General features: G+C 44.1%; 17 protein-coding genes and 1 tRNA gene. 10 read left to right on the top strand and 8 right to left on the bottom strand.

Annotated elements, in window-relative coordinates; genetic code table 11:
• Window positions 1–74: 74 nt before the first annotated feature.
• Genes AC23N5_RS23320 through AC23N5_RS23290 form a run of 7 tightly spaced genes read right to left on the bottom strand, consistent with a single transcriptional unit; the run spans window position 75 to window position 7472 of the window.
• Window positions 75–1754, bottom strand: coding sequence for a hypothetical protein (locus AC23N5_RS23320; RefSeq protein WP_487757461.1), 1680 nt, complete (start codon window positions 1752–1754; stop codon window positions 75–77).
• 46 nt (window positions 1755–1800) lie between these two features.
• Window positions 1801–3804, bottom strand: coding sequence for an NAD-dependent epimerase/dehydratase family protein (locus AC23N5_RS23315; RefSeq protein ID WP_487757460.1), 2004 nt, complete (start codon window positions 3802–3804; stop codon window positions 1801–1803).
• Window positions 3788–4144, bottom strand: a complete 357-nt coding sequence (locus AC23N5_RS23310) for a HepT-like ribonuclease domain-containing protein (RefSeq protein ID WP_122929030.1) — start codon at window positions 4142–4144, stop codon at window positions 3788–3790. The genes AC23N5_RS23315 and AC23N5_RS23310 overlap by 17 nt, the downstream gene beginning before the upstream one ends.
• Complete coding sequence (locus AC23N5_RS23305) at window positions 4134–4430, bottom strand: nucleotidyltransferase family protein (protein WP_183971193.1); 297 nt, start codon at window positions 4428–4430, stop codon at window positions 4134–4136. The genes AC23N5_RS23310 and AC23N5_RS23305 overlap by 11 nt, the downstream gene beginning before the upstream one ends.
• A 14-nt stretch (window positions 4431–4444) precedes the next feature.
• Window positions 4445–4879 (bottom strand): hypothetical protein, encoded by a 435-nt coding sequence (locus AC23N5_RS23300; RefSeq protein WP_487757459.1) that lies wholly within the window; start codon window positions 4877–4879, stop codon window positions 4445–4447.
• Window positions 4876–5694: a transketolase gene (locus tag AC23N5_RS23295; protein ID WP_183971195.1), complete on the bottom strand. Its 819-nt coding sequence runs from the start codon at window positions 5692–5694 to the stop codon at window positions 4876–4878. The genes AC23N5_RS23300 and AC23N5_RS23295 overlap by 4 nt, the downstream gene beginning before the upstream one ends.
• Window positions 5694–7472 (bottom strand): glycosyltransferase family 39 protein, encoded by a 1779-nt coding sequence (locus AC23N5_RS23290; protein WP_487757458.1) that lies wholly within the window; start codon window positions 7470–7472, stop codon window positions 5694–5696. The genes AC23N5_RS23295 and AC23N5_RS23290 overlap by 1 nt, the downstream gene beginning before the upstream one ends.
• Window positions 7473–7945: 473 nt before the next feature.
• Between AC23N5_RS23290 and AC23N5_RS23285 the strand changes: the two genes are divergently transcribed.
• From AC23N5_RS23285 to AC23N5_RS23275, 3 genes are all read left to right on the top strand, one after another.
• Complete coding sequence (locus AC23N5_RS23285; RefSeq protein WP_183971197.1) at window positions 7946–9685, top strand: GMC family oxidoreductase; 1740 nt, start codon at window positions 7946–7948, stop codon at window positions 9683–9685.
• Complete coding sequence (locus tag AC23N5_RS23280) at window positions 9682–10311, top strand: gluconate 2-dehydrogenase subunit 3 family protein (RefSeq protein WP_183971198.1); 630 nt, start codon at window positions 9682–9684, stop codon at window positions 10309–10311. Before AC23N5_RS23285 ends, AC23N5_RS23280 begins: the two co-directional genes overlap by 4 nt.
• Window positions 10312–10399: 88 nt before the next feature.
• Window positions 10400–11875 (top strand): T9SS type B sorting domain-containing protein, encoded by a 1476-nt coding sequence (locus tag AC23N5_RS23275; protein ID WP_487757457.1) that lies wholly within the window; start codon window positions 10400–10402, stop codon window positions 11873–11875.
• Here the strand turns inward: AC23N5_RS23275 and lpxK are convergent.
• Window positions 11841–12899 (bottom strand): tetraacyldisaccharide 4'-kinase, encoded by a 1059-nt coding sequence (gene lpxK, locus AC23N5_RS23270; protein WP_487757456.1) that lies wholly within the window; start codon window positions 12897–12899, stop codon window positions 11841–11843. The genes AC23N5_RS23275 and lpxK overlap by 35 nt on opposite strands.
• Window positions 12900–12977: 78 nt before the next feature.
• Between lpxK and AC23N5_RS23265 the strand changes: the two genes are divergently transcribed.
• The 7 genes from AC23N5_RS23265 to AC23N5_RS23235 all read left to right on the top strand — a co-directional run bounded on the left by AC23N5_RS23265 (window position 12978) and on the right by AC23N5_RS23235 (window position 20075).
• Window positions 12978–14087 (top strand): o-succinylbenzoate synthase, encoded by a 1110-nt coding sequence (locus tag AC23N5_RS23265; protein WP_183971201.1) that lies wholly within the window; start codon window positions 12978–12980, stop codon window positions 14085–14087.
• 93 nt (window positions 14088–14180) lie between these two features.
• Entirely contained in the window at window positions 14181–14873 is a 693-nt protein-coding gene (locus tag AC23N5_RS23260) for a sulfite oxidase-like oxidoreductase (protein WP_183971202.1), read from the top strand.
• Between the two features lie 81 nt (window positions 14874–14954).
• Window positions 14955–16403, top strand: a complete 1449-nt coding sequence (locus AC23N5_RS23255; RefSeq protein ID WP_487757455.1) for a leucyl aminopeptidase family protein — start codon at window positions 14955–14957, stop codon at window positions 16401–16403.
• Window positions 16404–16474: 71 nt separating this feature from the next.
• The gene (gene porG, locus AC23N5_RS23250; protein ID WP_487757454.1) at window positions 16475–18295 is read left to right on the top strand and encodes a type IX secretion system protein PorG; all 1821 of its coding nucleotides are present in this window, start codon (window positions 16475–16477) and stop codon (window positions 18293–18295) included.
• An 86-nt stretch (window positions 18296–18381) separates the two neighbouring features.
• Complete coding sequence (locus tag AC23N5_RS23245) at window positions 18382–19125, top strand: DUF6089 family protein (RefSeq protein ID WP_487757453.1); 744 nt, start codon at window positions 18382–18384, stop codon at window positions 19123–19125.
• A 176-nt stretch (window positions 19126–19301) separates the two neighbouring features.
• Window positions 19302–19374: transfer RNA gene (locus AC23N5_RS23240), tRNA-Gly, on the top strand.
• 137 nt (window positions 19375–19511) lie between these two features.
• Complete coding sequence (locus AC23N5_RS23235; RefSeq protein WP_487757452.1) at window positions 19512–20075, top strand: HNH endonuclease signature motif containing protein; 564 nt, start codon at window positions 19512–19514, stop codon at window positions 20073–20075.
• Window positions 20076–20419 lie beyond the last annotated feature (344 nt).

Below are 20419 nucleotides of genomic sequence, written 5' to 3'. Positions count from 1 at the left end.
ACTTACCACAAAATAAGCGAAATTCGGAAGGTTACCCAAATACACAGAAGTGAATTCGTGGGGACTGCATTACTTTATTGCTCAAAGTATGAAGCTTGCCAGTGATAAGAAAGCTCATTTTGAGCGTTTATACGGGCGTAGCCTATTTGGTATTTACCTTTGGGAAAATGCGCGTAGGTAATAAAGGTGTTAAAATTCCCGTAATAGTACGGATTCCCCATCAGCACCAATCGAAAACTTCGATGGTCATAATGCGATGCTTCCAAATATATTTTGTTGGTAGATAGGTTCTTAAATACAAAATAATAATCGTTTTGATGGCCGATGGATGACAAGTCATCAGCAAAGCCTTTGAGATGAAGTTCTTTCGCTTGTGGGTCTAATTTGATTTCTAAGCTTTGGGTTGAATCAGAGACAGGTAAGACTTTGAAAGCTGACGGAGGTACTTCATAAGTCTTGACTTTTTTCGCCTCATTTAATACCAATTTTGAAGCACCTTCCCAATAGGCAGTATCTCGGTAGATGAACCATTCGTTATTTTGTTGCCAGTTGAACTGACCTGCCGTGAAGTTACGTTTGTAAAAATCAAAAATGTTGTAAAAACAAAAATAAGAAAGAACCGCAAAGAAAAGTGTCATAGAAGTAACTACAAGGAAGCCTTGTCGCTTAGCTTGCAGCCACGGAATAAGATACATGTACGAAACGACCAGCACTACAACCGAATGAACACGATAACGATTGATGTGCATGAGAATGTCGTCACGATGCACCCGAGCGGTGGTTAATAATAAACCAGTAAGGATAATAAAAGTTAAAACACCAACAATGAAAATCCGATAACGACTAAGTGTTTTATCCGTATCGGGTGATTTTTGGAGAAAATTGACAAGTACTTTGTAAAGCAAAAATAAATAAAGGCAAGTAATCAAAATCCCCGTGATAATCGACCAATAATCATCGGAAGCGAGGTTTTTGGGCCATTGTTCGCTCCAGTTGAGTGCCGAACCTGTGAATACAAAAAAATTAATAATGACGTATAAAGGGTGTTCGAGCAGATGGGAAAGTGGGTTGTTGCGGCTTTGGTAATGGACGTAATTAGAAAAATATAAGCCGATTATGAGGGCAATAGCACCTACCCAAAAAGCGGTGTCTTTCCATCTTTTTTGCAGACAAAGAACCATGAGTCCTACCCCCCAAATGAGCATTCCGTTGCCAAAGGTATAAGTACAAAGAAGGGCACTGCCAATGGCCAACCAAAAATTAACAGGCTTAGAGGTAGAAAGCCAGTGAATGGTGAGAATGGCAAAAAACGCCACTGAATTGTAGGCCAATGTAGCCGCAGGCCATAACACACCATCGAACGAATAAGACGGTTGAAACACAATGAGGGCAGCAGGCAGCAGGAAATGGATGGGTAGATTGGCCCGACGTAATTGTCGGTAAACAATGTAAAGTATCCCTACCAAAGAAAGATTTCCAATGAGGATAATGAGATAAAAAGAAACGCTACCCGTGAGTAAATACTGTCCCAACACGACAAAGCGCGTATAAAACAACCTGTGTTCAACAAACTGAGCCGTTAGCAGACTCCATTTGTCGTAGAGTGTATGGGCATTGGTAAGGTAGTTCGCCAAGAAGTGGAGAATCAAATCAAAGTCATCTCCTTGAGGAAGATTCACCGCAAAATAACCTAAAAAAATGCCAAAAAAAGATACAATAGCTATCAATGATAGCCACACGTAAAGAGGTTTCATAACACGATATTGAATGACTAATAATGGGTTACGTACTACGCTCCGTTTACTTCTTTCGCTGTTTCACAAGTGTCATTATCTCCTCAGAAGTACGGAACGTCTTAGACCCTTTTTGAATTTTGGTACGAATAAACTTAGGCCGCTTCTTCGTTTCTTCAAAAATCTTGCTGATATATTCTCCTAAAAATGAAATTCCTAAGAGCGTCAATCCTCCGAAAAGTACAATCAAAATAATGACTGTTGTGAACCCTTGCGGGGTGTCGGGAGCAAAGAAGTATTTGGCTAAAATCTGATAGAAAATCCCAAGAATAGACAAGCCAGTGAGCATAAAACCAGCGTAACTCATGAGTTCGAGTGGAGCAAAGCTAAAGGAGAAAATCGCTTTCTTAGCCCACCAAATGTTTTTCCGCCAGTTGTTGGTACTTACCCCAAACATTCGCTCAGGACGAACGTAGTCAACGCCCGTTTGCTTGAATCCAACCCATGCCCGTAAGCCGCGTAAAAACTGTTCGGTTTCAGGCAATGCGACGAGTTCTTTGACAACCTTGCGGTCAATCATCGAGAAGTCGCCCGCATCGCGCGGGATAGGAACGTAGCTTAGGTTTTGGAATATTTTGTAAAACGTTTTATAGAAAAAATGAATATGAGGCTTCATTTCCCGCTGTACGCGCACGCCATAAACGACATCGAAGCCTGTGCTCCATTTGTCATAAAACTGAGGGATAATCTCAGGTGGGTCTTGTAAATCTCCGTCCATCAGCACCACCGCGTCGCCCGTTGAAATTTCCATTCCACTCAAAAAGGCAGACTGTGAGCCAAAATTTCGCGAGTGAGTTATCCCAATCACGTTAGGGTCGCGTTGGCAAATGGCATTGATGACTTCTTCTTGGTTATCGGGTGAAGCATCGTTGATAAAGATGATTTCGTAACGAACCTTCATTTGATTGAACGTCTTCACCAAGCGATCGTACATAAACGGAATCGCTTGGGCATCTTTGTAACAAGCAATAATGGCCGTAATGACGGGGTTTAGCTTGGGGTTTTGGAAAGCAGGAAGTACATTTTCTTCGTACTCACTTTCCACTTGCCAGTCGCGGTATTTGGTCAAGCCTTCGCTGAGTGGTGTGTGTGCCTTCCAGCCCAAATCGCGCTCGGCGGCGGTAGGGTCGCCGTACCATTCGGCCAAGTCCCAACCACGGTTAGGCATACTTCCCCAAACGGGAGCGTCGGTCAGTTGAAAAGCCGTGCGTGTGGTATCGACCAATTCGCGCATGGTCGTTTTTCGACCCGTTCCGATGTTGTACGAATTTCCTGAAATCGACGAGTTGACTTGCAACGCAGCGTCAATAAAAGCCTCAACGCAATCGTCCACATAAACAAAATCGCGGCTAATATCGGGCGAAACGAGCGGAGGGTATTTGTCTTTACGAGCTTCCTCAATCAGTCGAGGAATCAAGCGGTCAGGCTCTTCCCAAGCACCATAAATGGAATAGAGGCGTAAATTGAGCGCTTTTCGTTGGTGAACTTTTGCATAAAACTCAATCAGGTACGCCGCCGATACTTTCGAAACGGCATAGTGGCTATTGGGTTTTACGGGGTCACTTTCTTTGGGTGCCGAGCAGTTGAAACCATACTCAGAACTACTCCCTGCGTGAATATAGACGGTTTCATCGGTACATTTTTCGAGAATATTTACCGTTCCGATGACGTTGGTCTCATAAATGAGATTGACGTTTTTTTGTTTACTGTAAGCCCCGTACGCGGCAAGGTTGAAAATGGTACGTGGCTTATATTTGTCAAAAATCTCTTCTACCGAATGGTCAGATAAAATATCGCAGTGAACGATGTTTTCAAACGGTACATTCAAAAGCTTTAAGCGCCAAGCTTTGGTGGCATCGTGGGTGAGTGCATACACATCCTGACGCACGCTATAAATGTCTTTGAACAAGTTGGCTCCGATGAAACCACTCGCCCCAAATACAAAAATGGGGCCTTTGAGCTGTTGTATTTTGTCTTTGTACACCAAAACGGTATTAGTTTGTCTGCTCATTGTTTAATTCAACTCTCAATACTTCCTCAATTTCAATCAAAAGCGAAATTGAAGTGTATTTGGAAGCGTTCCATACCAAATCTAAATCAACATTTAGATAATCGTGGATTAATCTATCCCTAAAGCCAGCCATTTGTTTCCATTTAATTGAAGGGTATTTTTCCCTTAATTCCATAGAAACGCGCTTGGTAGCTTCTCCCATTACTTCAAACTGCCTAATGCACGCATCTTGTATCATGCGTTGTTGCATAAACTGCTCAAGACTCACCTCTTCTGTATATTCAATGATTGTTAGAAGACAGCCTTGAATGTGTTCAAGATAGAGTAAATCACTTTTCATAAATGAATACAATATCTTGGTTTATATTTTTTTGAACGCGTTGGTTCGACGATTTTAAAGCATTTTCAGTTACTAAATCCACTTTTGTGTTTAAAAGAACTTCTAAGTCATCCCAAATTTCCATGAATTGAAACAAGTCAATAGGTATTCCTAGGTTTATTAGTAAGTCTAAATCGCTATTATTTGTGTTTTCACCACGAGCCACAGAACCAAATACCCCAATTTTAGTCGGTTTATAGGGCATTAAGTAATTGATGATTGCCGTATTTTGTTCTTGGGTCGTCATGTTAACAATAATCTCTAATTGCGATTTTGAAGAATCGTAATAATCGTATCTAGCTTGGTCTCCACGTTTTCGAGCCGTTGTTCTACTTTCCCCAGTCTGTTCTCTACGTTTTCGAGCCTGTTCTCTACGTTTTCGAGTCTGTTTTCTACGTTTTCGAGTCTGTTCTCCAAATTGTCAAAGCGTTTTTCTAGGGTTTCAAAACGGGCTTTAAGTTCGGCTAACTGGGCTTCAAACTCGCTCTGTTTGCGGAGTAGGAACTGAATATCATCGCTATTTTGCTGGATTCCTCTCAGGCATAGTTTAACGGCTTCTTCGAGGCGTTTTATTTGTAAAGACAGTCGTTCAAGTTTGGCCGAATGTTCTTCCAAAATCGCCGTATGTTCGTCTTGCTTGATGGCAAATTCGGCAATCAAAAGTTCTAATTGATCTAAGCGCTCACGTTCAGTCATGACAATAAATAGGTTTGTTGTACGTCTGAGACGGCCGTAGCGTACAAATCGTCACTCATCGGCAAGTAGTGCCATTCCATGCGGTTTTCCATGTACGAAACCCCTTTACCTTTAATGGTATGCGCAATAATTACTTTTGGTATCCCATTTTTGCGGGTTTTAAGCTCTGCGATTTGTTCGATTAGTTCGGCAGGATTATGTCCGTTGACTTCGACCACGTCAAAACCAATCGCGCGCCATTTGACGGCATCGGCCGAATCGCCCAAAATTTCGTTGGTATAACCAAATCCCTGAAGACCATTGCGGTCAATCAACACAATCAAGTTATCTAACCCTTTCTGGATGGCATAATGCGCTGCTTCCCAAGTGGTTCCTTCGTTGGTTTCTCCGTCCGACATCAAAACGAATGAAATACCATCATTTTCTGATAGTTTATTAGCTTGGGCAATGCCTGTCGCAATCGGAAGTCCGTGGCCCAGTGAACCCGTTGCAAACGGAATGCCTGCGTGTTTATTAGGGGCAGGGTGGGCGGGAAGGGTAGTGCCGTCTTGATAAAACGTATCTAAGATTTCGTCCGAAATTTCACCCAAATGATTCAGGGTCACGTACAAAGCCGCAGCTGCGTGGCCTTTGGACAAAATAAAGGAATCTTGCGGACGCTTGTGATGAACCAACGACCCAATGAGCAAGTCAATACAACTCAACGAGCACCCGATATGGCCCGCATTGGCTTTTTTGTATAGACCCAACACCTTCAAACGAAGTTCGCCGCTGAGTTTTAAATAATCTGTTGCGAGAGCTTGTGTTTCGACCATTAGTAGCGTTTTCCTTTCAAGTCAATGAGTTCAATTAGCTGCCCGTCAGCTTTCTTCAATCGTATCTTATTCACGTTGACGGTATCCAACTTTTGCACAAAGATACGGTCTTTTGGTAGATACAGGTTAAAATATTGAGCATCGACCACCGAATAAGGCAAATAAGTGCGGTCCATTGGGTTATCAAAATGCGCCATAGGAGCGGGCAAAAATACCGTATCTCCCTTCTGATAGAGCACTTTTGCTTGTTGTGCCGCCGCATAATGAGGGTTTGGTTCGCGAGGGGTGTTTCGGTAGTTATATTTTATTGAACGGTCGGCGTAAATCGTTTGAAGTGTCTGTATCACAAAATACAATTGAATCCCCAAAATGGCAGAGACAACCCACTTAATCGTCGTTTTTGATTCCCACAGTTGCCACAAAACAATACTTGCTAAAATAGTGACGTAAGGGAAGGAGAAACCCGAATAGCGCTGCATCAGGCCATAGGTATGACCGCTTCTAACGGCATTAAAAATCAAAAATGCGGTAGGGATAATGCCAATAATGACCAAAAACCAAAGGTAGCTTTTGGCGAAATTTTTTGTTCGCGAAATCAACGTTTGAACAGCTAAATAGGTCATAAACAAAGCCATTGATAGCGCCCAGAAACCCAACGTATAGTCTTTGTATAAAGCTGCACTTGCGCCAAGAATGGCAACCGAGGCAATGACCAACCAGTGGGCAAACGGGTGTTTTTTCTGCGAAAAATGATACGTAACCATTAGCAATACACCAATAAGCGTTGCTAATATCATGTTTTTTTTGCCTGCCAAATGCTCCGTCAATCCATTGGTAAACACCCATAAATCGGTAAACATGGGGATACTTTTCTGGACTACATTGCCCAAAGTAGCAGGAAGAATAATGCCGTATGGATTATTATACGGTCGGTTGAGCGCACATTCTAAATACACTTTGGTCTGGTGATTGAGGCTAAAAAGGGTGTTCTGACCACCACCATAAACGAGCCACCAGGCTAAAGTGGCCACGGCGAAGGCCCCTGAAAAACTGAATGCAATCCAGCTCTTGAGTTTACGAACGCAGCAAAGCACGTACAAACCATGAGCAAGCAATACCGACGCCACTAGAAAATGAGAATACAATCCAAGAAAGGCCGTGATTGCGTAACCAGCATACCATTTCAAGGAAGGCTTGTTGGTGTTGTCGGCTTCCAAGGCACGGAGAAATAAGTAGGAAGCCAATAACGTAAGAAAAAACGTGAGGGAATAATTGCGCGCTTGCTGGCTATAAGCCACAAAAAAAGGCTCAATGGCCGCCAATGCAGCAGCAGTAAAAGCCAAACGTTCTGATTGAAAAAAGCGGCGGGTGAAAATAAACAATAACCAGACTGTCAGGACGCTAAACAGCACGGACATCATTCGGGCGGAGAAATCCGAAAGCCCGAAAACCTTCATCCAATGATGGAGCAGAAAATAATAAAACGGACTATTGCCAATATCGCTGCGCGTCATGGCTTCGTAGTAGTCGGGAATTTTCTTTTCGTGCCAAAACTCTTCGTTGGTAAAGACCAATTTCCCTTTGTCAAAAACATCTTTTTGATTGGCACCGTCGAGCACAATCCCTTGACTCACCACCATCGTCGATTTTTCATCATAAAAAATACCGTGGGCATCGAGGTGATAAAGCCGTAAGCCAAGCGCCATTACAAGAATGACAAGAAGCAAAAAAGGGCTATAACTACTAGAAGAGGTAGAATGTCGTTGATAGAATGTCATAGTTGAAAAATAGGCGCACAAATTTACTGAAAAAGATTTGGAACGAATGCTTTTGAATTATTAGCTAGGTTAAACGCACTAAAACAATAGCCTCAGAGAGGCTAAATCTTAGTAGAAAAAGAGGAAGGAGCAACCCCCTCTACCAGCCCCATCGGGGTGACCAATGCTCGGTGAAAGAGGTCACCCCGATGGGGCTTGATTTCAAACCTGATTCATTTTTGCTACTAAGATGTAGCTCCTCTGGAGCAATAAATACGAGCTTGCTATTTTAATGCGTTTAACCTAGTTATTGGCAATAATTTGTGTAAATCTGCGACTTTAAATCTGCGGTTATCAGCGGGTAAAATTTTCAATCGCTCAGAAAAACATTGAAATAATGTTAGTCTTCCTTTGATTATTTACAGTATTTGGATAAGTGCTGATGCTTTTTCATATTTGACAAAAATTTTAAAAACCCAATCGTTTCTATCAGTATGAGTTTTCAAATCAAAGAACAACCCACTGTTTATGACGTCTGTATCGTGGGTTCAGGCGCGGGTGGTGGTATGGCTGCCAAGGTATTGGCGGAATCGGGAGCGAAAGTGGCTTTGCTAGAAGCGGGACCTTGGTATGATCCTGCGGATCCCAAATACATTACCCAGCTTAAAAACCCGTGGGAATCGCCGCGCCGTGGGGCTAGTACTCATCGCCCATTTGGTGATTTTGATGCGGCATGGGGAGGTTGGGAGCTTGAAGGTGAGCCATATACGCGCAAAAGCGGTACACAATTCGACTGGTTCCGTTCGCGGATGCTTGGAGGACGTACCAACCACTGGGGACGTATCTCGCTTCGTTTTGGGCCACTAGACTTTAAACGCAAAGACGTGGATGGCTTAGGCGACAACTGGCCAATCGGGTACGATGATGTGAAGCCTTATTATGATAAAGTGGACCGTCTTGTGGGAGTTTTTGGGAGTGTAGAAAATTTCCCCAATGAACCAGATGGTATTTTCTTGCCCCCGCCAAAACCTCGTTTGCACGAGTTGTTCCTTAAACAGGCGGGTAAAAAAATAAACATTCCCGTGATTCCGTCGCGCTTGTCGATTTTGACAAAACCTATCAACAACGAGCGTGGTCAATGTTTCTACTGTTCACAGTGTAGCCGTGGTTGCCAAGCGTATGCCGACTTTTCGTCGTCTTCAGTTTTGGTAAAACCTGCCGTCAAAACAGGCAACGTAACGGTATTTACCAACGCAATGGCGCGCGAAGTAATCACCAACCAAGATGGTATTGCAACGGGAGTATCTTACGTTGACAAGCAGAATTTGCAAGAATACACCGTACGCGCCAAAATCGTTGTACTAGCGGCTAGTGCTTGTGAATCAGCGCGTTTGTTGATGAACTCAAAATCGTCGCGTCACACAAAAGGCTTGGGTAACTCAAGTGGCATTCTCGGAAAATACCTACACGATTCAACTGGAGCAGGGCGCAGTGCGTTCTTGCCTCATTTGGTGGATAGAAAGCGTTATAACGAAGATGGCGTAGGAGGTATGCACGTTTATACGCCTTGGTGGTTGAACGATAAAAAATTAGACTTCCCGCGTGGGTACCACATCGAGTACGGTGGCGGTATGGGAATGCCAGGCTATGGTTTTGGCTTTGGTATGGAAAACACCAACGGAAAATACCCAGGCAAAGACGGCAACAAAAAACCTGCGGGTGGTTATGGTTTGTCATTGAAAGAAGACTACCGCCACTTCTACGGTGCCAATTTCGGTATGGCAGGACGCGGAGAGGCGATTGCACGTGAGGATAACTACTGCGAAATCGACCCGAACATGGTGGACAAGTACGGTATTCCAGTACTTCGATTCAACTACAAGTGGTCGGAGCACGAAATCAAGCAAGCCAAACACATGCAAGATACCTTCGAGGAAATCATCACTGCGATGGGAGGTATTCCAACAGGTCCGAAACCAGGCCCAGAATCGAATTATGGTTTGGCAGCGCCTGGTCGTATCATTCACGAAGTAGGAACAACCCGTATGGGCGATGACCCATCGAAGTCAGTGACGAACCGTTATAGTCAGTTGCATGACTCGCGCAACGTATTCGTTGTGGACGCAGGTACGTTTGTATCGCAAGCGGATAAAAACCCAACTTGGACAATTCTTGCATTGTCGATGCGGGCTTCTGAATACATCATTGACCAACGTAAAAAAGCAAACCTATGAAACGCAGAGACACGTTAAAAGCGATTTCCCTTGGGACAATTACGGCGACGGTTGTAGGTACAGAAGCAAAGGCTGATGTTCCCAAAAAGCCCGTAGCGCCCCTGTCATTGTCTGATTTTAAAAATGGTAAAAGTGCGGCAGAACGTGCGCGTGATGCAAAAACTGCGGCTGAGACGTTTTTTACTGCACACGAAAAACAGACCATTGGCGTATTGGCTAATTACATCATTCCTGCCGACGGGCAGCACGGTGGTGCATTGGAAGCCAAAGTGCCCGATTTTATCGAATTCATTGTCAAAGATATGCCTCAACACCAAACGCCAATGCGAGGTGGGTTGAGCTGGTTAGATACCCAATGTTTGAAGCAATTTGGAAAGAAGTTTGTGACATGTACCAAAAGTGAACAAACCAAAATGCTAGACCAAATTGCATATCCTGAACAGGCCAAGCCAGAAATGAGTCAGGGCGTATCTTTCTTTAATTTGATGCGTAACCTAACGGCTACGGGTTATTTTACGACGCAAATTGGATTCAATTACTTAGGCTATGTAGGTAACCGCCCGAACGCTTGGGAGGGAGTTCCTGCGGATGTATTGAAGCAATACGGCTTGAGTTACGACTCTTAGATTATTCGTACATACTTTTGTATTTTTCAATAGCGGGCACAATTTTTGTCCCGCTATTGTGTTATTTTTACGGAATAGACTCAAAAAAATGCAAATTTTGGGAAATAACTACCGTAAAACTCATTCTCTTCTTCGCTTGCTTATACCTTCCAAATGGGGCATTTTGTGTTTGGTTGGGTGGTATATGGGGCTTGGCAGTACGGCTATTTTTGCCCAACAATTACCGGATAATCAATGCGATAATGTGCTCGGAGTAGGAAGTGGTGACTTTTCTATTTCGAGTGAAATAGGCTGCGCTCCCTTTAATGTTAAGGTGCAAAATACCCAAGCTGGCTCCATCAAAAGCCGTTATATCTACGACTACAAAGGGGGAAATCCGAATGCATCTTCTTACAAACAAGATACCACAAAAAACTTTACCTATACCAAAGCGGGTGTCTATACCATCATGCAGCTTTCCGAAAGTGCACAAGGACAAGCGCTTCGAGCATGTCGGCAGATTACGATACAAGACGTAACTCCGCCCGATTTTAAGGTGGTGCCTTGTGAGAATGGCAAAGTCACCTTGACCATTACTAATCAAGCTGCTGCGCCTTATGACGAATACGTGATTGAGTGGGGAGATGGAAATATCGCTATTATCAATCGGCTTAATCTAACGATTGACTACCAATACCCCGATGTCGCTTCCAAACAAATAACAGTACAAGGACGTAGCCTCCGAAGCTTGTGTGGTGGAAAAAGTAGCAAAGTGGTTGTGCTAGAAATTGGGGCGAAATTGGCAAAACTCGATACCCTCGAAATTTTGGATGCTACCACGGCGGAAATAAGGGTCTCAAATCCCAATGCAATCGAGCTAGAATTGTTTCGACAAGAAGGTGCTGGTACGTTTGTAACAACAGGGACGGTTTTTCGGGCCGATGGGGAAAAGGCCAAAGTACTGGTGGATACGACCAAAATTTTCTGCTACAGAGTAAAGCCCCGTGCGAGTTGCATTGCGTCCTTGGAATCAAACGTGTTGTGTGTCAATTTCCTGAAAGTGGCGCCTACGCTAGAAGCAAACATTGTGAGTGTTTCCCCTTACCGACGACCTACGGAAGTGTCAAAAATGACGCTGGTTCGCAATGGAGCTATCTGGTGGAATCCATCCATTACGGAGTTGTACCGAGAAGATAATTCAGGAGATTGTAACAAACAGAGCTGTTATCGCTTACAAATCGACACGCGCAGTGGCACGATACTGTCCAACAAAGTGTGCGTGGATGCGCCGCCTGTGTTGTGTGTTTCTTTGGCCAATGTATTCATTCCAGACGCTTTTTCGCCCAATGGGGATGGTATCAACGATCTTTTTGAAATCAAAGCGGACCCTACAGCCGAAGTGCAAGTGGTGGTGTACGACCGCTGGGGCTCTCCGCTGTTTCAGAGCACAGCCAACCAACATTTTTGGAACGGAACGGCTAATGGCCAGCCGTTGCCCGTTGGACTTTACACGTATGTGATTAATGTAAAGGATAAAGTGGGGCGAATATTTACCAAACGGGGCGTTGTTTCGCTACTTCGCTGAGTAAAAAACTGTCAAATCGTTCATCAAAAAACGCCACTTGAATGGGCCAATAATAAAAGCGACTGTGTGCCAAGTCTAGTTCTTCTAAAAGTGGTTTCAGTTTTACCCAATCTTTTTCAGTGGTCAAAATGGGGTGATTATCACTAACTTTGACCCATTTCTTCACTTCTTCTTTCGTAAAATCATGGTGGTCGCCTACGGCGCTATGTCCCGCAACTTTAAACTTATTTCGAGCTGCTTCTTCAAATAGTTTGGGTTGGGCTATGCCCGAAACAAGCCATAACGGTGTGTCTGTGGAGAAAGACGGTTGGGCTTCAAAATAGGGTACTGGGGTTCCATAGTCTAAATACGAGAAAAATATGGGCGTATTGGCTAGGGTGTATTGTTGGATTTTTTTCTCAATTTGTTCACGGTCGTGCGGCGTAAGTGTAGGAGGGCATTTTGTCACAATCACGCCTTGGGCGCGTTTGGCACCTTGCCTACTTTCTCGTAACAACCCAAGAGGAAGTACATAGTCTTGGTAAAAGAGGCGACCATAGTCGGTCAATAAAAGTGAAAGATGGGGTTTGACGGCGCGGTGCTGGTAGGCATCGTCGAGCAGCACAAGTTGAGGACAAGGCAATAATTGTTCTATTTTTTTGAGTCCTTCTGCTCTTTTTTCGGCGACAAATACGGGCACGTTGGCGCCAAATTTTTTAAAGAGTTGAAGCGGTTCATCGCCAATTTCGGCAGCGGATGAGGAAATTTTAGCCTGTAAAAATCCTTTACTTTTACGACCATAACCACGGCTCAGCGTAGCGAGCGTATATCTGTTAGCGAGTAATCGGAGCAGGTATTCAATGTGGGGCGTTTTGCCAGTTCCACCTATGGTAAGATTTCCAATACTGATGGTATAGATTGTTGATTGGTATATAGAACGAAATCCTGCGTCGAATATCGCATTACGAACCGAGGTGATAAATTGATACAGCAAACTAAAAGGCCACGTTAGCCACCGCAAACCGCTTGGTAAGATTCTTAACATTTTCTTAAACTGACTTTGGCAAAGTAAGGTATTTTTATCTAAATTGTGCGCTTGCTTACCCCAAACAGTTGTTTTAAAATGCCATTACAAGTTCACTATCAACCACATAAGCTACAGTTTAAGTTTGAAGCGGGAACTTCGCGAGGCGTTCTGACCGAAAAAACTTCGTGGTTTGTGAAGATATATGATGATGCAGCACCGTCAATTGTAGGGGTAGGAGAGTGTGGCCCGTTGCCTGGTTTAAGCAGTGATGACCGCCCTGACTTTGAGGATAAATTACAGGAAATATGCCAAAACTTCAATAAGCTCGACCTTGAAATATATTCTTGGAATATACCCATTATTCTTGAGCAGCTCGTAGGCAGTCAGTGGCCATCTATCCGTTTTGGGTTTGAATCAGCTATGCTTGATTACCTCAACGGTGGCAAGCGTATTTTGTTTCCCAATCCTTTTGTGGAAGGGCAGCGGTCTATCCCAATCAATGGGCTGGTTTGGATGGGCTCACAGGAGGCGATGCTCAAGCAAGTTGAAGAAAAAATTGCAGCAGGGTTTGATACCATCAAGCTTAAAATTGGAGCCATTGATTTTGACCAAGAGTGCGCTATTCTAACCCATATTAGAACACATTTTTCTTCCAACGAAATTACCTTACGGGTCGATGCCAACGGCGCATTTGATGCGTCCAACGTACGAGATCGGCTTCAAAAATTGGCAGAGTTTGACCTTCATTCCATTGAACAACCCATTCGCCCTCGGCAGCAAGAGCTGATGGCGGAACTGTGTGAAACAACCCCCGTTCCTATTGCGTTGGACGAAGAACTAATCGGAAATTTTGATTATGCCGCCAAACGCCGATTGCTCAAAAGTATCAAGCCGCAGTACATCATTCTTAAACCTACTTTATTGGGCGGTTTTGAAGCGACGCGTGAGTGGATTGAAACAGCACAGCGTTTGGAAATTGGTTGGTGGATAACTTCGGCGCTGGAGTCGAATGTAGGCCTAAATGCGATTGCTCAATTTACGGCCGAATTTGACAATACATTGCCCCAAGGACTGGGTACTGGCCAACTTTACCACAACAACATCGACAGCCCCCTTCAAATTGAAAAAGGGCAACTGCTTTACAATACTGCCCTCCACTGGGATTTTGGGGGATTAAATTCTTCTTACCTTTCTTCGGCTACGTAGTCGTCTCAGAACTTTTCTTTTGCTGGCGTGTTTTTACAAATAAACGGATGATAACCAGGGCATCAGTGGCTGGTTATTTCTAAAAAATGAATCATGGAAGAAAATAATAAATTGGATAGAATCATCGAAGCGCGGATGAAACTCAAAGCGCGTTTTGAAGAAAAAATGCAGAATACGCCCTCAATGGCAGATGAACGCCCCCAAGGGCACGGTGAGACAAACCGCCATGGAATGCCTCAAGTGCCTGTTGGACAGACGGTAACCGCAAAGTGGCCAGTGTTAGATTTGGGGTATCAGCCCAACGTGACCCTCGACCGCTGGCGTTTGTACATCGACGGAGAAGTTGAGCATCCGATGATTTTGACGTGGGAAGATTTCATGTCGTTGCCTCAAACGGAAGATACCTCTGATTTTCACTGCGTAACAACGTGGTCTAAGCTAGATATGTCTTGGACGGGTGTTCGTTTGCTGGACATCGCTGCGCTGGTTCAACCCAAAGAAACCGCTACCCACTTGATGTGTTACGGATACGATACTTATACCACCAACGTATCGCTGGAAGAAGCCCTCAAACCCGATGTACTGCTGGCGCATTCGGTCTATGGCGAGCCACTACCCAAAGAACACGGCGGCCCAGCCCGAATGATAACGCCCCAATTGTATGCTTGGAAAGGATCGAAATGGATAAAACGATTGGAGTTTTTACCAAAAAATAAACTTGGATTTTGGGAAGGACGAGGTTACTCCAACACTGCTTACCCGTGGCGAAATGACCGTTACAGCTAAAGTGTCGAATTCAGTCATTAATCAGCGAGTACTATTTAAAGATAGTGGCTTTTTGTTAAATTTTTAACAGGTATTTTTTCAATGAATATAGACGTAGTTCATCAATTGCCGAGTCCAGTCCAGGCCGAGGTATATCTTTTTTGCCAAAATGATTCTTTAGCTGACCAGTTGGCGCAGTTTCCACAGGCCGATTTTCTGATTCAGGATTTTAAAGCTGATTTTAAACAAACACAGTTGGTGTATGGCGACAACTCAAAAAAGTATCTCCTTGGGTTGGGAAAATCACCAAAACCAGCCGATTATATCAAAGCGTTGAGGTCTTTCTTTTTTAACCAAAAAAAGAAATTACCCGATGCAGTTGCTTTGCACGCCCAAGGCTTGACCGCGAGCGAAATCGAGGCGGTAGTCAACGGACTTTGGTTGGGTGATTACGATTTAGGTTTATACAAAACAGATAAGGCGACAGAACCTACGTTTTTTGAACGTAACTCACAACTGTGGCTACTGGTGGAGGAAAAAGAGGTGGATTTGGCTGCTCAAGCAGTCCAAAATGGTGTAGCGACGGCGCAAACCCAAATTCGGGTGATGGATCTGATGAATGCTCCTTCAAGCCATAAGTACCCCCAAGTGCTGGCCGATTGGGCGGTTTCGTCGGGGAAAACCCACGGATATTCGGTACAAGTGTTTGATGAAAAACAATGTGCGGAAATGGGCTTGCACGCTTTGTTGTCGGTGAGTGCTGGCAGCAAAAACCCACCCCGTTTTATCGTCATGGAATACAAACATCCTGCTGCTTCCCAAACCATTGGACTTGTAGGCAAAGGAGTGACTTTTGATACGGGTGGTGTTTCGCTGAAGCCTTCCACCAATATGCACTACATGAAGTCGGACATGGGCGGGGCTGCTGCCGTGCTAGGTACGATGGAGTTGGCTGCGAAACTGCAACTTCCTGTTCATATAATAGGGATTATCCCTTCGACCGAAAACTCAATGGACGGGCTTGCCATTAAACCTGGTGATGTGATTGGAAGCTATTCGGGCAAAACCATTGAAGTAATTGATACCGACGCCGAAGGCCGATTGATTTTGGCCGATGGCCTGACGTACGCGCATCGCCATTTTGAGCTAGCTGCCATCATCGACTTGGCAACGCTCACGGGTAGCTGCGTAGCTACGCTTGGCTATGCCGCCGCAGGTTTGTTTACGAGTAATGATGCCCTTGCCGAAAGCTTGTACAAAAGTGGAATGACAACGGGCGAAAAAGTATGGCGTTTGCCCATTTGGGATGATTACAAAGACGAGCTAAAGTCGGATGTAGCCGATGTGAAAAACTACCACGGAAAGCCCATAGCGGGAGCCATCGTAGCGGCCAAATTTTTAGAAGTTTTTACCAACAATCACCCCGCGTGGGCGCATTTGGATATTGCAGGTACGGCCTTTGCTGATTCAGAATTTGGAAGTATGAAATCGGGGACGGCCTATGGCGTTCGATTACTGATTGATTGGCTTCGTAATCAAGTAAATGGATAAGTTTTGGTAATTCAGGCTTGTTCTGTTAGCTTTAAGCGTAAAATGGTTTAGACGTAAAAATTACAATGAGTATGAAGCTAATGTTACGCAATCTATACGCTGTTTTGTTGCTAGTCGGTATTCACCAAGCTCATTCCCAACAAGTTCATCAGCGTTGGGAAGTAGGAGCAGGGCTTGGCCTGTCGGGCTACCTAGGTGATTTGAACAAATCAGATTTTTTTTCGCAAGAACCTAAAGGGAGCGGAGGGGTTTTTGGTCGTTACCACTTTAATCGGAGTTGGGCACTTCGTGGTGCCTTAACGTTTGGTACATTGTCGGGCAATGATGCTAATTTTGAAGACCGTAAAGTGCGCGGTTTTTCAACGCGTTCGCCTCTTACCGACTTTTCAGCCATTGTGGAATATGATTTCTTGGGGCGTCAACGTTTCAAATACGATTCCACCGCTTTCCAAGTGCGTTTCAAACGCCGATTGTCACCTTACTTGTTTACAGGGGCAGGGGTAGGTTTTACCAATCCCAAACCTAATTTTACGGGTACTGCCACGACACCCGATATTTATAGACAAGGGGCAATAGCTGATCAAGCGGCCAATTATTCCAAATCAAACTTTGTCGTTCCTTTTGGAATAGGTGTACGTTATGACCTTGCAGAGCATTGGGTATTGGGTGCTGAGGCGGGTTTCCGTTTGGCATTTTCTGATTATTTAGACGGTATCAGCAAAGGAGCAAATCCAAATCGTGATGATCGTTACAAACTTTCAACGGTGTCTATTGCGTATCGTTTTGACAAAAAAGATACTGACCGCGATGGTATTCCTGATGAAAAAGATGCCTGTCCTACGCAGCCTGGTTCGGTCAAAATGAATGGCTGTCCTGACCGTGATAATGACGGTATTGCTGATAAAGACGACGATTGCCCAGATACTTTCGGTTTGGCGGCTTACAAGGGTTGTCCTGATACCGACGGCGATGGCATTCGTGACAAAGACGATGCCTGCCCTGAGGTTGCAGGTTTGGTCGCGTTACAAGGTTGCCCCGACCGTGATAAAGATGGTATTGCCGATAAAGATGATGCCTGTCCTGACGTAGCAGGTTTAGCCAAATTTAAAGGCTGTCCTGACACTGACAAAGATGGCATTGAGGACAAAGAAGACGAATGCCCGACGGTTGCAGGAAAAGCGGAATTGAAAGGCTGTCCTGACGCGGATGGCGATGGAATCGCGGATAAAGACGATGCGTGTCCTGACGTAGCAGGAAAAGCCGAATTGAAGGGTTGTCCTGATACCGACGGTGATGGCATTGCCGACAAAGATGACGCTTGTCCAACAGTAGCGGGTGTAGCAGCCTTTGGAGGTTGTCCTGATACTGACGGAGATGGGGTAGAAGATGCCAAAGACCGTTGTCCTGACATTGCAGGGAAAGCAGAGTTTGAAGGTTGTCCAGACGCCAAGACGTTGAAAGCAATCATCAAAGCGGAAGAGAAGAAAGCGAAACTTGAAGCCGAATTGGCCAAAAAACAAAAAGGTACACTTGACCCTACCAAAATAGTGGTTGATTTCAAAGTTGAGCCTGTGTTGTTTGAGTCAAACAGTGCCGTTATTCAGTCTCAATACCAAATGGTTCTTGATGAAGTAGCCAACACAATGGCGAAAAATCCAACGTATAAATTGCAGTTGTCGGGCCATGCTGATAGCAAAGGGGCGCAAGTACACAACCAACAATTGTCTGAAAAACGAGCCCAAGCTTGTTTTGAGTACTTACGTACGAAGGGGGTGGATGCGACTCGGATTATTTTCCGTGGTTTTGGTGAAAGTTTGCCAGCAGCGAGCAACGCTTCGGAAGAAGGCCGTCAGCAAAACCGCCGTGTCGAGGTAAAAGCGTTTCGTCAGTAATAACTTACAATAACTGCATCGTTAAAAAGTCGGACAGCCAACAAGCTGTTCGACTTTTTGCGTTTTCTTGTAAAAAACTCAGAAGAATGCGTTTGCCTGCTTTAACTTGTTGCCTGAGCTTGCTATTGGTTACAAAATCAATGAGCCAAGAGCGCATAGAATTTGGGGGATTTGTGGGCGGTTCAGGTTATTTGGGCGACTTAAATAAATCTGATTGGTTTTCTAAAGAACCCAAAGTGGGTCTAGGTGGCTTGGTTCGTTACAATGCGTCGGATTTCTTAGCGGTGCGTGCTTCTTTGCTTTTTGGGTACCTGTCGGGGCGAGATAGCCATTACGAAGACCGCGCATTTCGAAATTTCTCAACCCAATCACCTGTTTCGGAAATTACTGTGCAGACCGAACTTCACATTTTGCCTTTGGTGCAACCCCGTTTACCTCGCTTTTTTCAATCAACATTTTCCCCTTTTCTGTTTGTCGGGATAGGTGGGGCATACACGCGACCAGCCCCTGATTTAGAAAACATGATTGTTTCCAAGCCTGAATTTGTAAGAGGGGCTGAAATTGATCAAAACACAGCATACAGCCCCTACCACCTAGTTGTTCCTTTCGGAATGGGGGTAAAGTACCGCCCGCACATTCAGTGGACCTTGACGCTTGAGGCAGGTTTTCGTTTGACTTTTTCAGATTATTTGGATGGCATAAGCCATGCGGCGAATCCTGAAAAAACAGACAGGTACCAGTTCTGGGGGCTAACGGTAGCGTATCGCTTGCCCAAACGGGTGGTTGGTTTTAGAAATCGAAATCCGTTACGGTGTACAACAAATCCCTAGTAGTATTTTCTTAAAAAAATGCTTTTGTATATTGTTGATTTTTAGTGATTTGTAAAAAACTTTCAAAAAAGTTGCAATTTTTTTTCGTCAAACACTTGCGTCATATAGTGAAACGCGCTACTTTTGCACCACCAAATAACACTTGAACGGCTCGCCGAAACAAGTTTAACCAAAACGCGAAAGTAGCTCAGCTGGTAGAGCGCGACCTTGCCAAGGTCGAGGTCGCGGGTTCGAACCCCGTCTTTCGCTCAAAGCACCGCCGAAAACGGTGCTTTTTTGTCAAAAAGGGATACCCCTGCCGAGGTGGTGGAACTGGTAGACACGCAGGACTTAGTTCATTGATTTCTTGTCGATTATTTCTGAATTTATGGCCAAAAACTTAAAATATGGCTCGTTATCAGTTTGATTCCGCTTTTGAGAATTTATTCTTAAAAGTGTGTATTGAATCAGAAAGCATGGCTAAAGCAGCTGTTGCACTTAAAATGAATTACAAGACTCTTTGTTTTCATGCAAAAAGGCTTGGGTGTTTTAAGCCAAACCAATCTGGTAAAAAACTTACAAAACGTTCTTCGAAGAAACAAATTCCTTTGGAAGATATTTTCAACGGAAAACATTTGACGTATCAATCACACAAACTGAAAAAAAGAATTTTAAGAGAAGGGTATAGATTACACAAATGTGAAAATTGTGGTTTAGATCGATGGCTTGACAAGGCAATTCCTCTTGAATTGCACCACATTGACGGCAATCGGTTAAATAATCATTTACAAAATTTAATTTTGTTATGTCCCAATTGTCACGCATTAACAGATAATTATCGTGCAAAGAATATCAAAAATTTGAGTGCACAAACGGAAACGTTTGATGTAGAATCGCTTAAAATCGGGGAAGTCTTCACTGTAATGTATGATAATCCCGAGCCAAGTCCTGAGAAATCAGGAAAGGTGTAGAGACTTAACAGGCGAAATCTAAGTTCCGAATTAAGTTCGGGGTATGATTAAGAGAAAGTCCAGACCACAAATCTTGTTTTAGTAAAGCAAAAACAAGAGCGGCGAAAGCCGTAGTAGGTACGAAAATCCTGTGAGCCGAAACGCTCGTACGGGTTCGATTCCCGTCCTCGGTACATAAAGTACAAGAATAAGAAGCCTAAAGCGTTGAAGTGTAACGTTTTAGGCTTTTTTCTTTTCTTTTGTTTTCACTTCTACTGACAGTTTTTTCGGATCAAGTTCAAAATTTGTGGAGAGCGTTGTATTTTTTTAGGTTTGTGTTTTAATCAAACCTGTCTGTTTTGGAA

It is taken from the genome of Runella sp. R5_40 (assembly GCF_057652295.1).
This window is presented reverse-complemented; position numbering and strand designations above follow the sequence as displayed.

Coding starts and splice junctions, on each gene's coding strand:
- AC23N5_RS23265 (WP_183971201.1), top strand. CDS start 12,978: ATGCCATTACAAGTTCACTATCAACCACATAAGCTACAGTTTAAGTTT.
- AC23N5_RS23275 (WP_487757457.1), top strand. CDS start 10,400: ATGCAAATTTTGGGAAATAACTACCGTAAAACTCATTCTCTTCTTCGC.
- AC23N5_RS23235 (WP_487757452.1), top strand. CDS start 19,512: ATGGCTCGTTATCAGTTTGATTCCGCTTTTGAGAATTTATTCTTAAAA.
- AC23N5_RS23290 (WP_487757458.1), bottom strand. CDS start 7,472: ATGACATTCTATCAACGACATTCTACCTCTTCTAGTAGTTATAGCCCT.
- AC23N5_RS23245 (WP_487757453.1), top strand. CDS start 18,382: ATGCGTTTGCCTGCTTTAACTTGTTGCCTGAGCTTGCTATTGGTTACA.
- AC23N5_RS23255 (WP_487757455.1), top strand. CDS start 14,955: ATGAATATAGACGTAGTTCATCAATTGCCGAGTCCAGTCCAGGCCGAG.
- lpxK (WP_487757456.1), bottom strand. CDS start 12,899: ATGTTAAGAATCTTACCAAGCGGTTTGCGGTGGCTAACGTGGCCTTTT.
- AC23N5_RS23310 (WP_122929030.1), bottom strand. CDS start 4,144: ATGAAAAGTGATTTACTCTATCTTGAACACATTCAAGGCTGTCTTCTA.
- AC23N5_RS23260 (WP_183971202.1), top strand. CDS start 14,181: ATGGAAGAAAATAATAAATTGGATAGAATCATCGAAGCGCGGATGAAA.
- AC23N5_RS23300 (WP_487757459.1), bottom strand. CDS start 4,879: ATGACTGAACGTGAGCGCTTAGATCAATTAGAACTTTTGATTGCCGAA.
- AC23N5_RS23295 (WP_183971195.1), bottom strand. CDS start 5,694: ATGGTCGAAACACAAGCTCTCGCAACAGATTATTTAAAACTCAGCGGC.
- AC23N5_RS23280 (WP_183971198.1), top strand. CDS start 9,682: ATGAAACGCAGAGACACGTTAAAAGCGATTTCCCTTGGGACAATTACG.
- porG (WP_487757454.1), top strand. CDS start 16,475: ATGAAGCTAATGTTACGCAATCTATACGCTGTTTTGTTGCTAGTCGGT.
- AC23N5_RS23305 (WP_183971193.1), bottom strand. CDS start 4,430: ATGACGACCCAAGAACAAAATACGGCAATCATCAATTACTTAATGCCC.
- AC23N5_RS23285 (WP_183971197.1), top strand. CDS start 7,946: ATGAGTTTTCAAATCAAAGAACAACCCACTGTTTATGACGTCTGTATC.
- AC23N5_RS23315 (WP_487757460.1), bottom strand. CDS start 3,804: ATGAGCAGACAAACTAATACCGTTTTGGTGTACAAAGACAAAATACAA.
- AC23N5_RS23320 (WP_487757461.1), bottom strand. CDS start 1,754: ATGAAACCTCTTTACGTGTGGCTATCATTGATAGCTATTGTATCTTTT.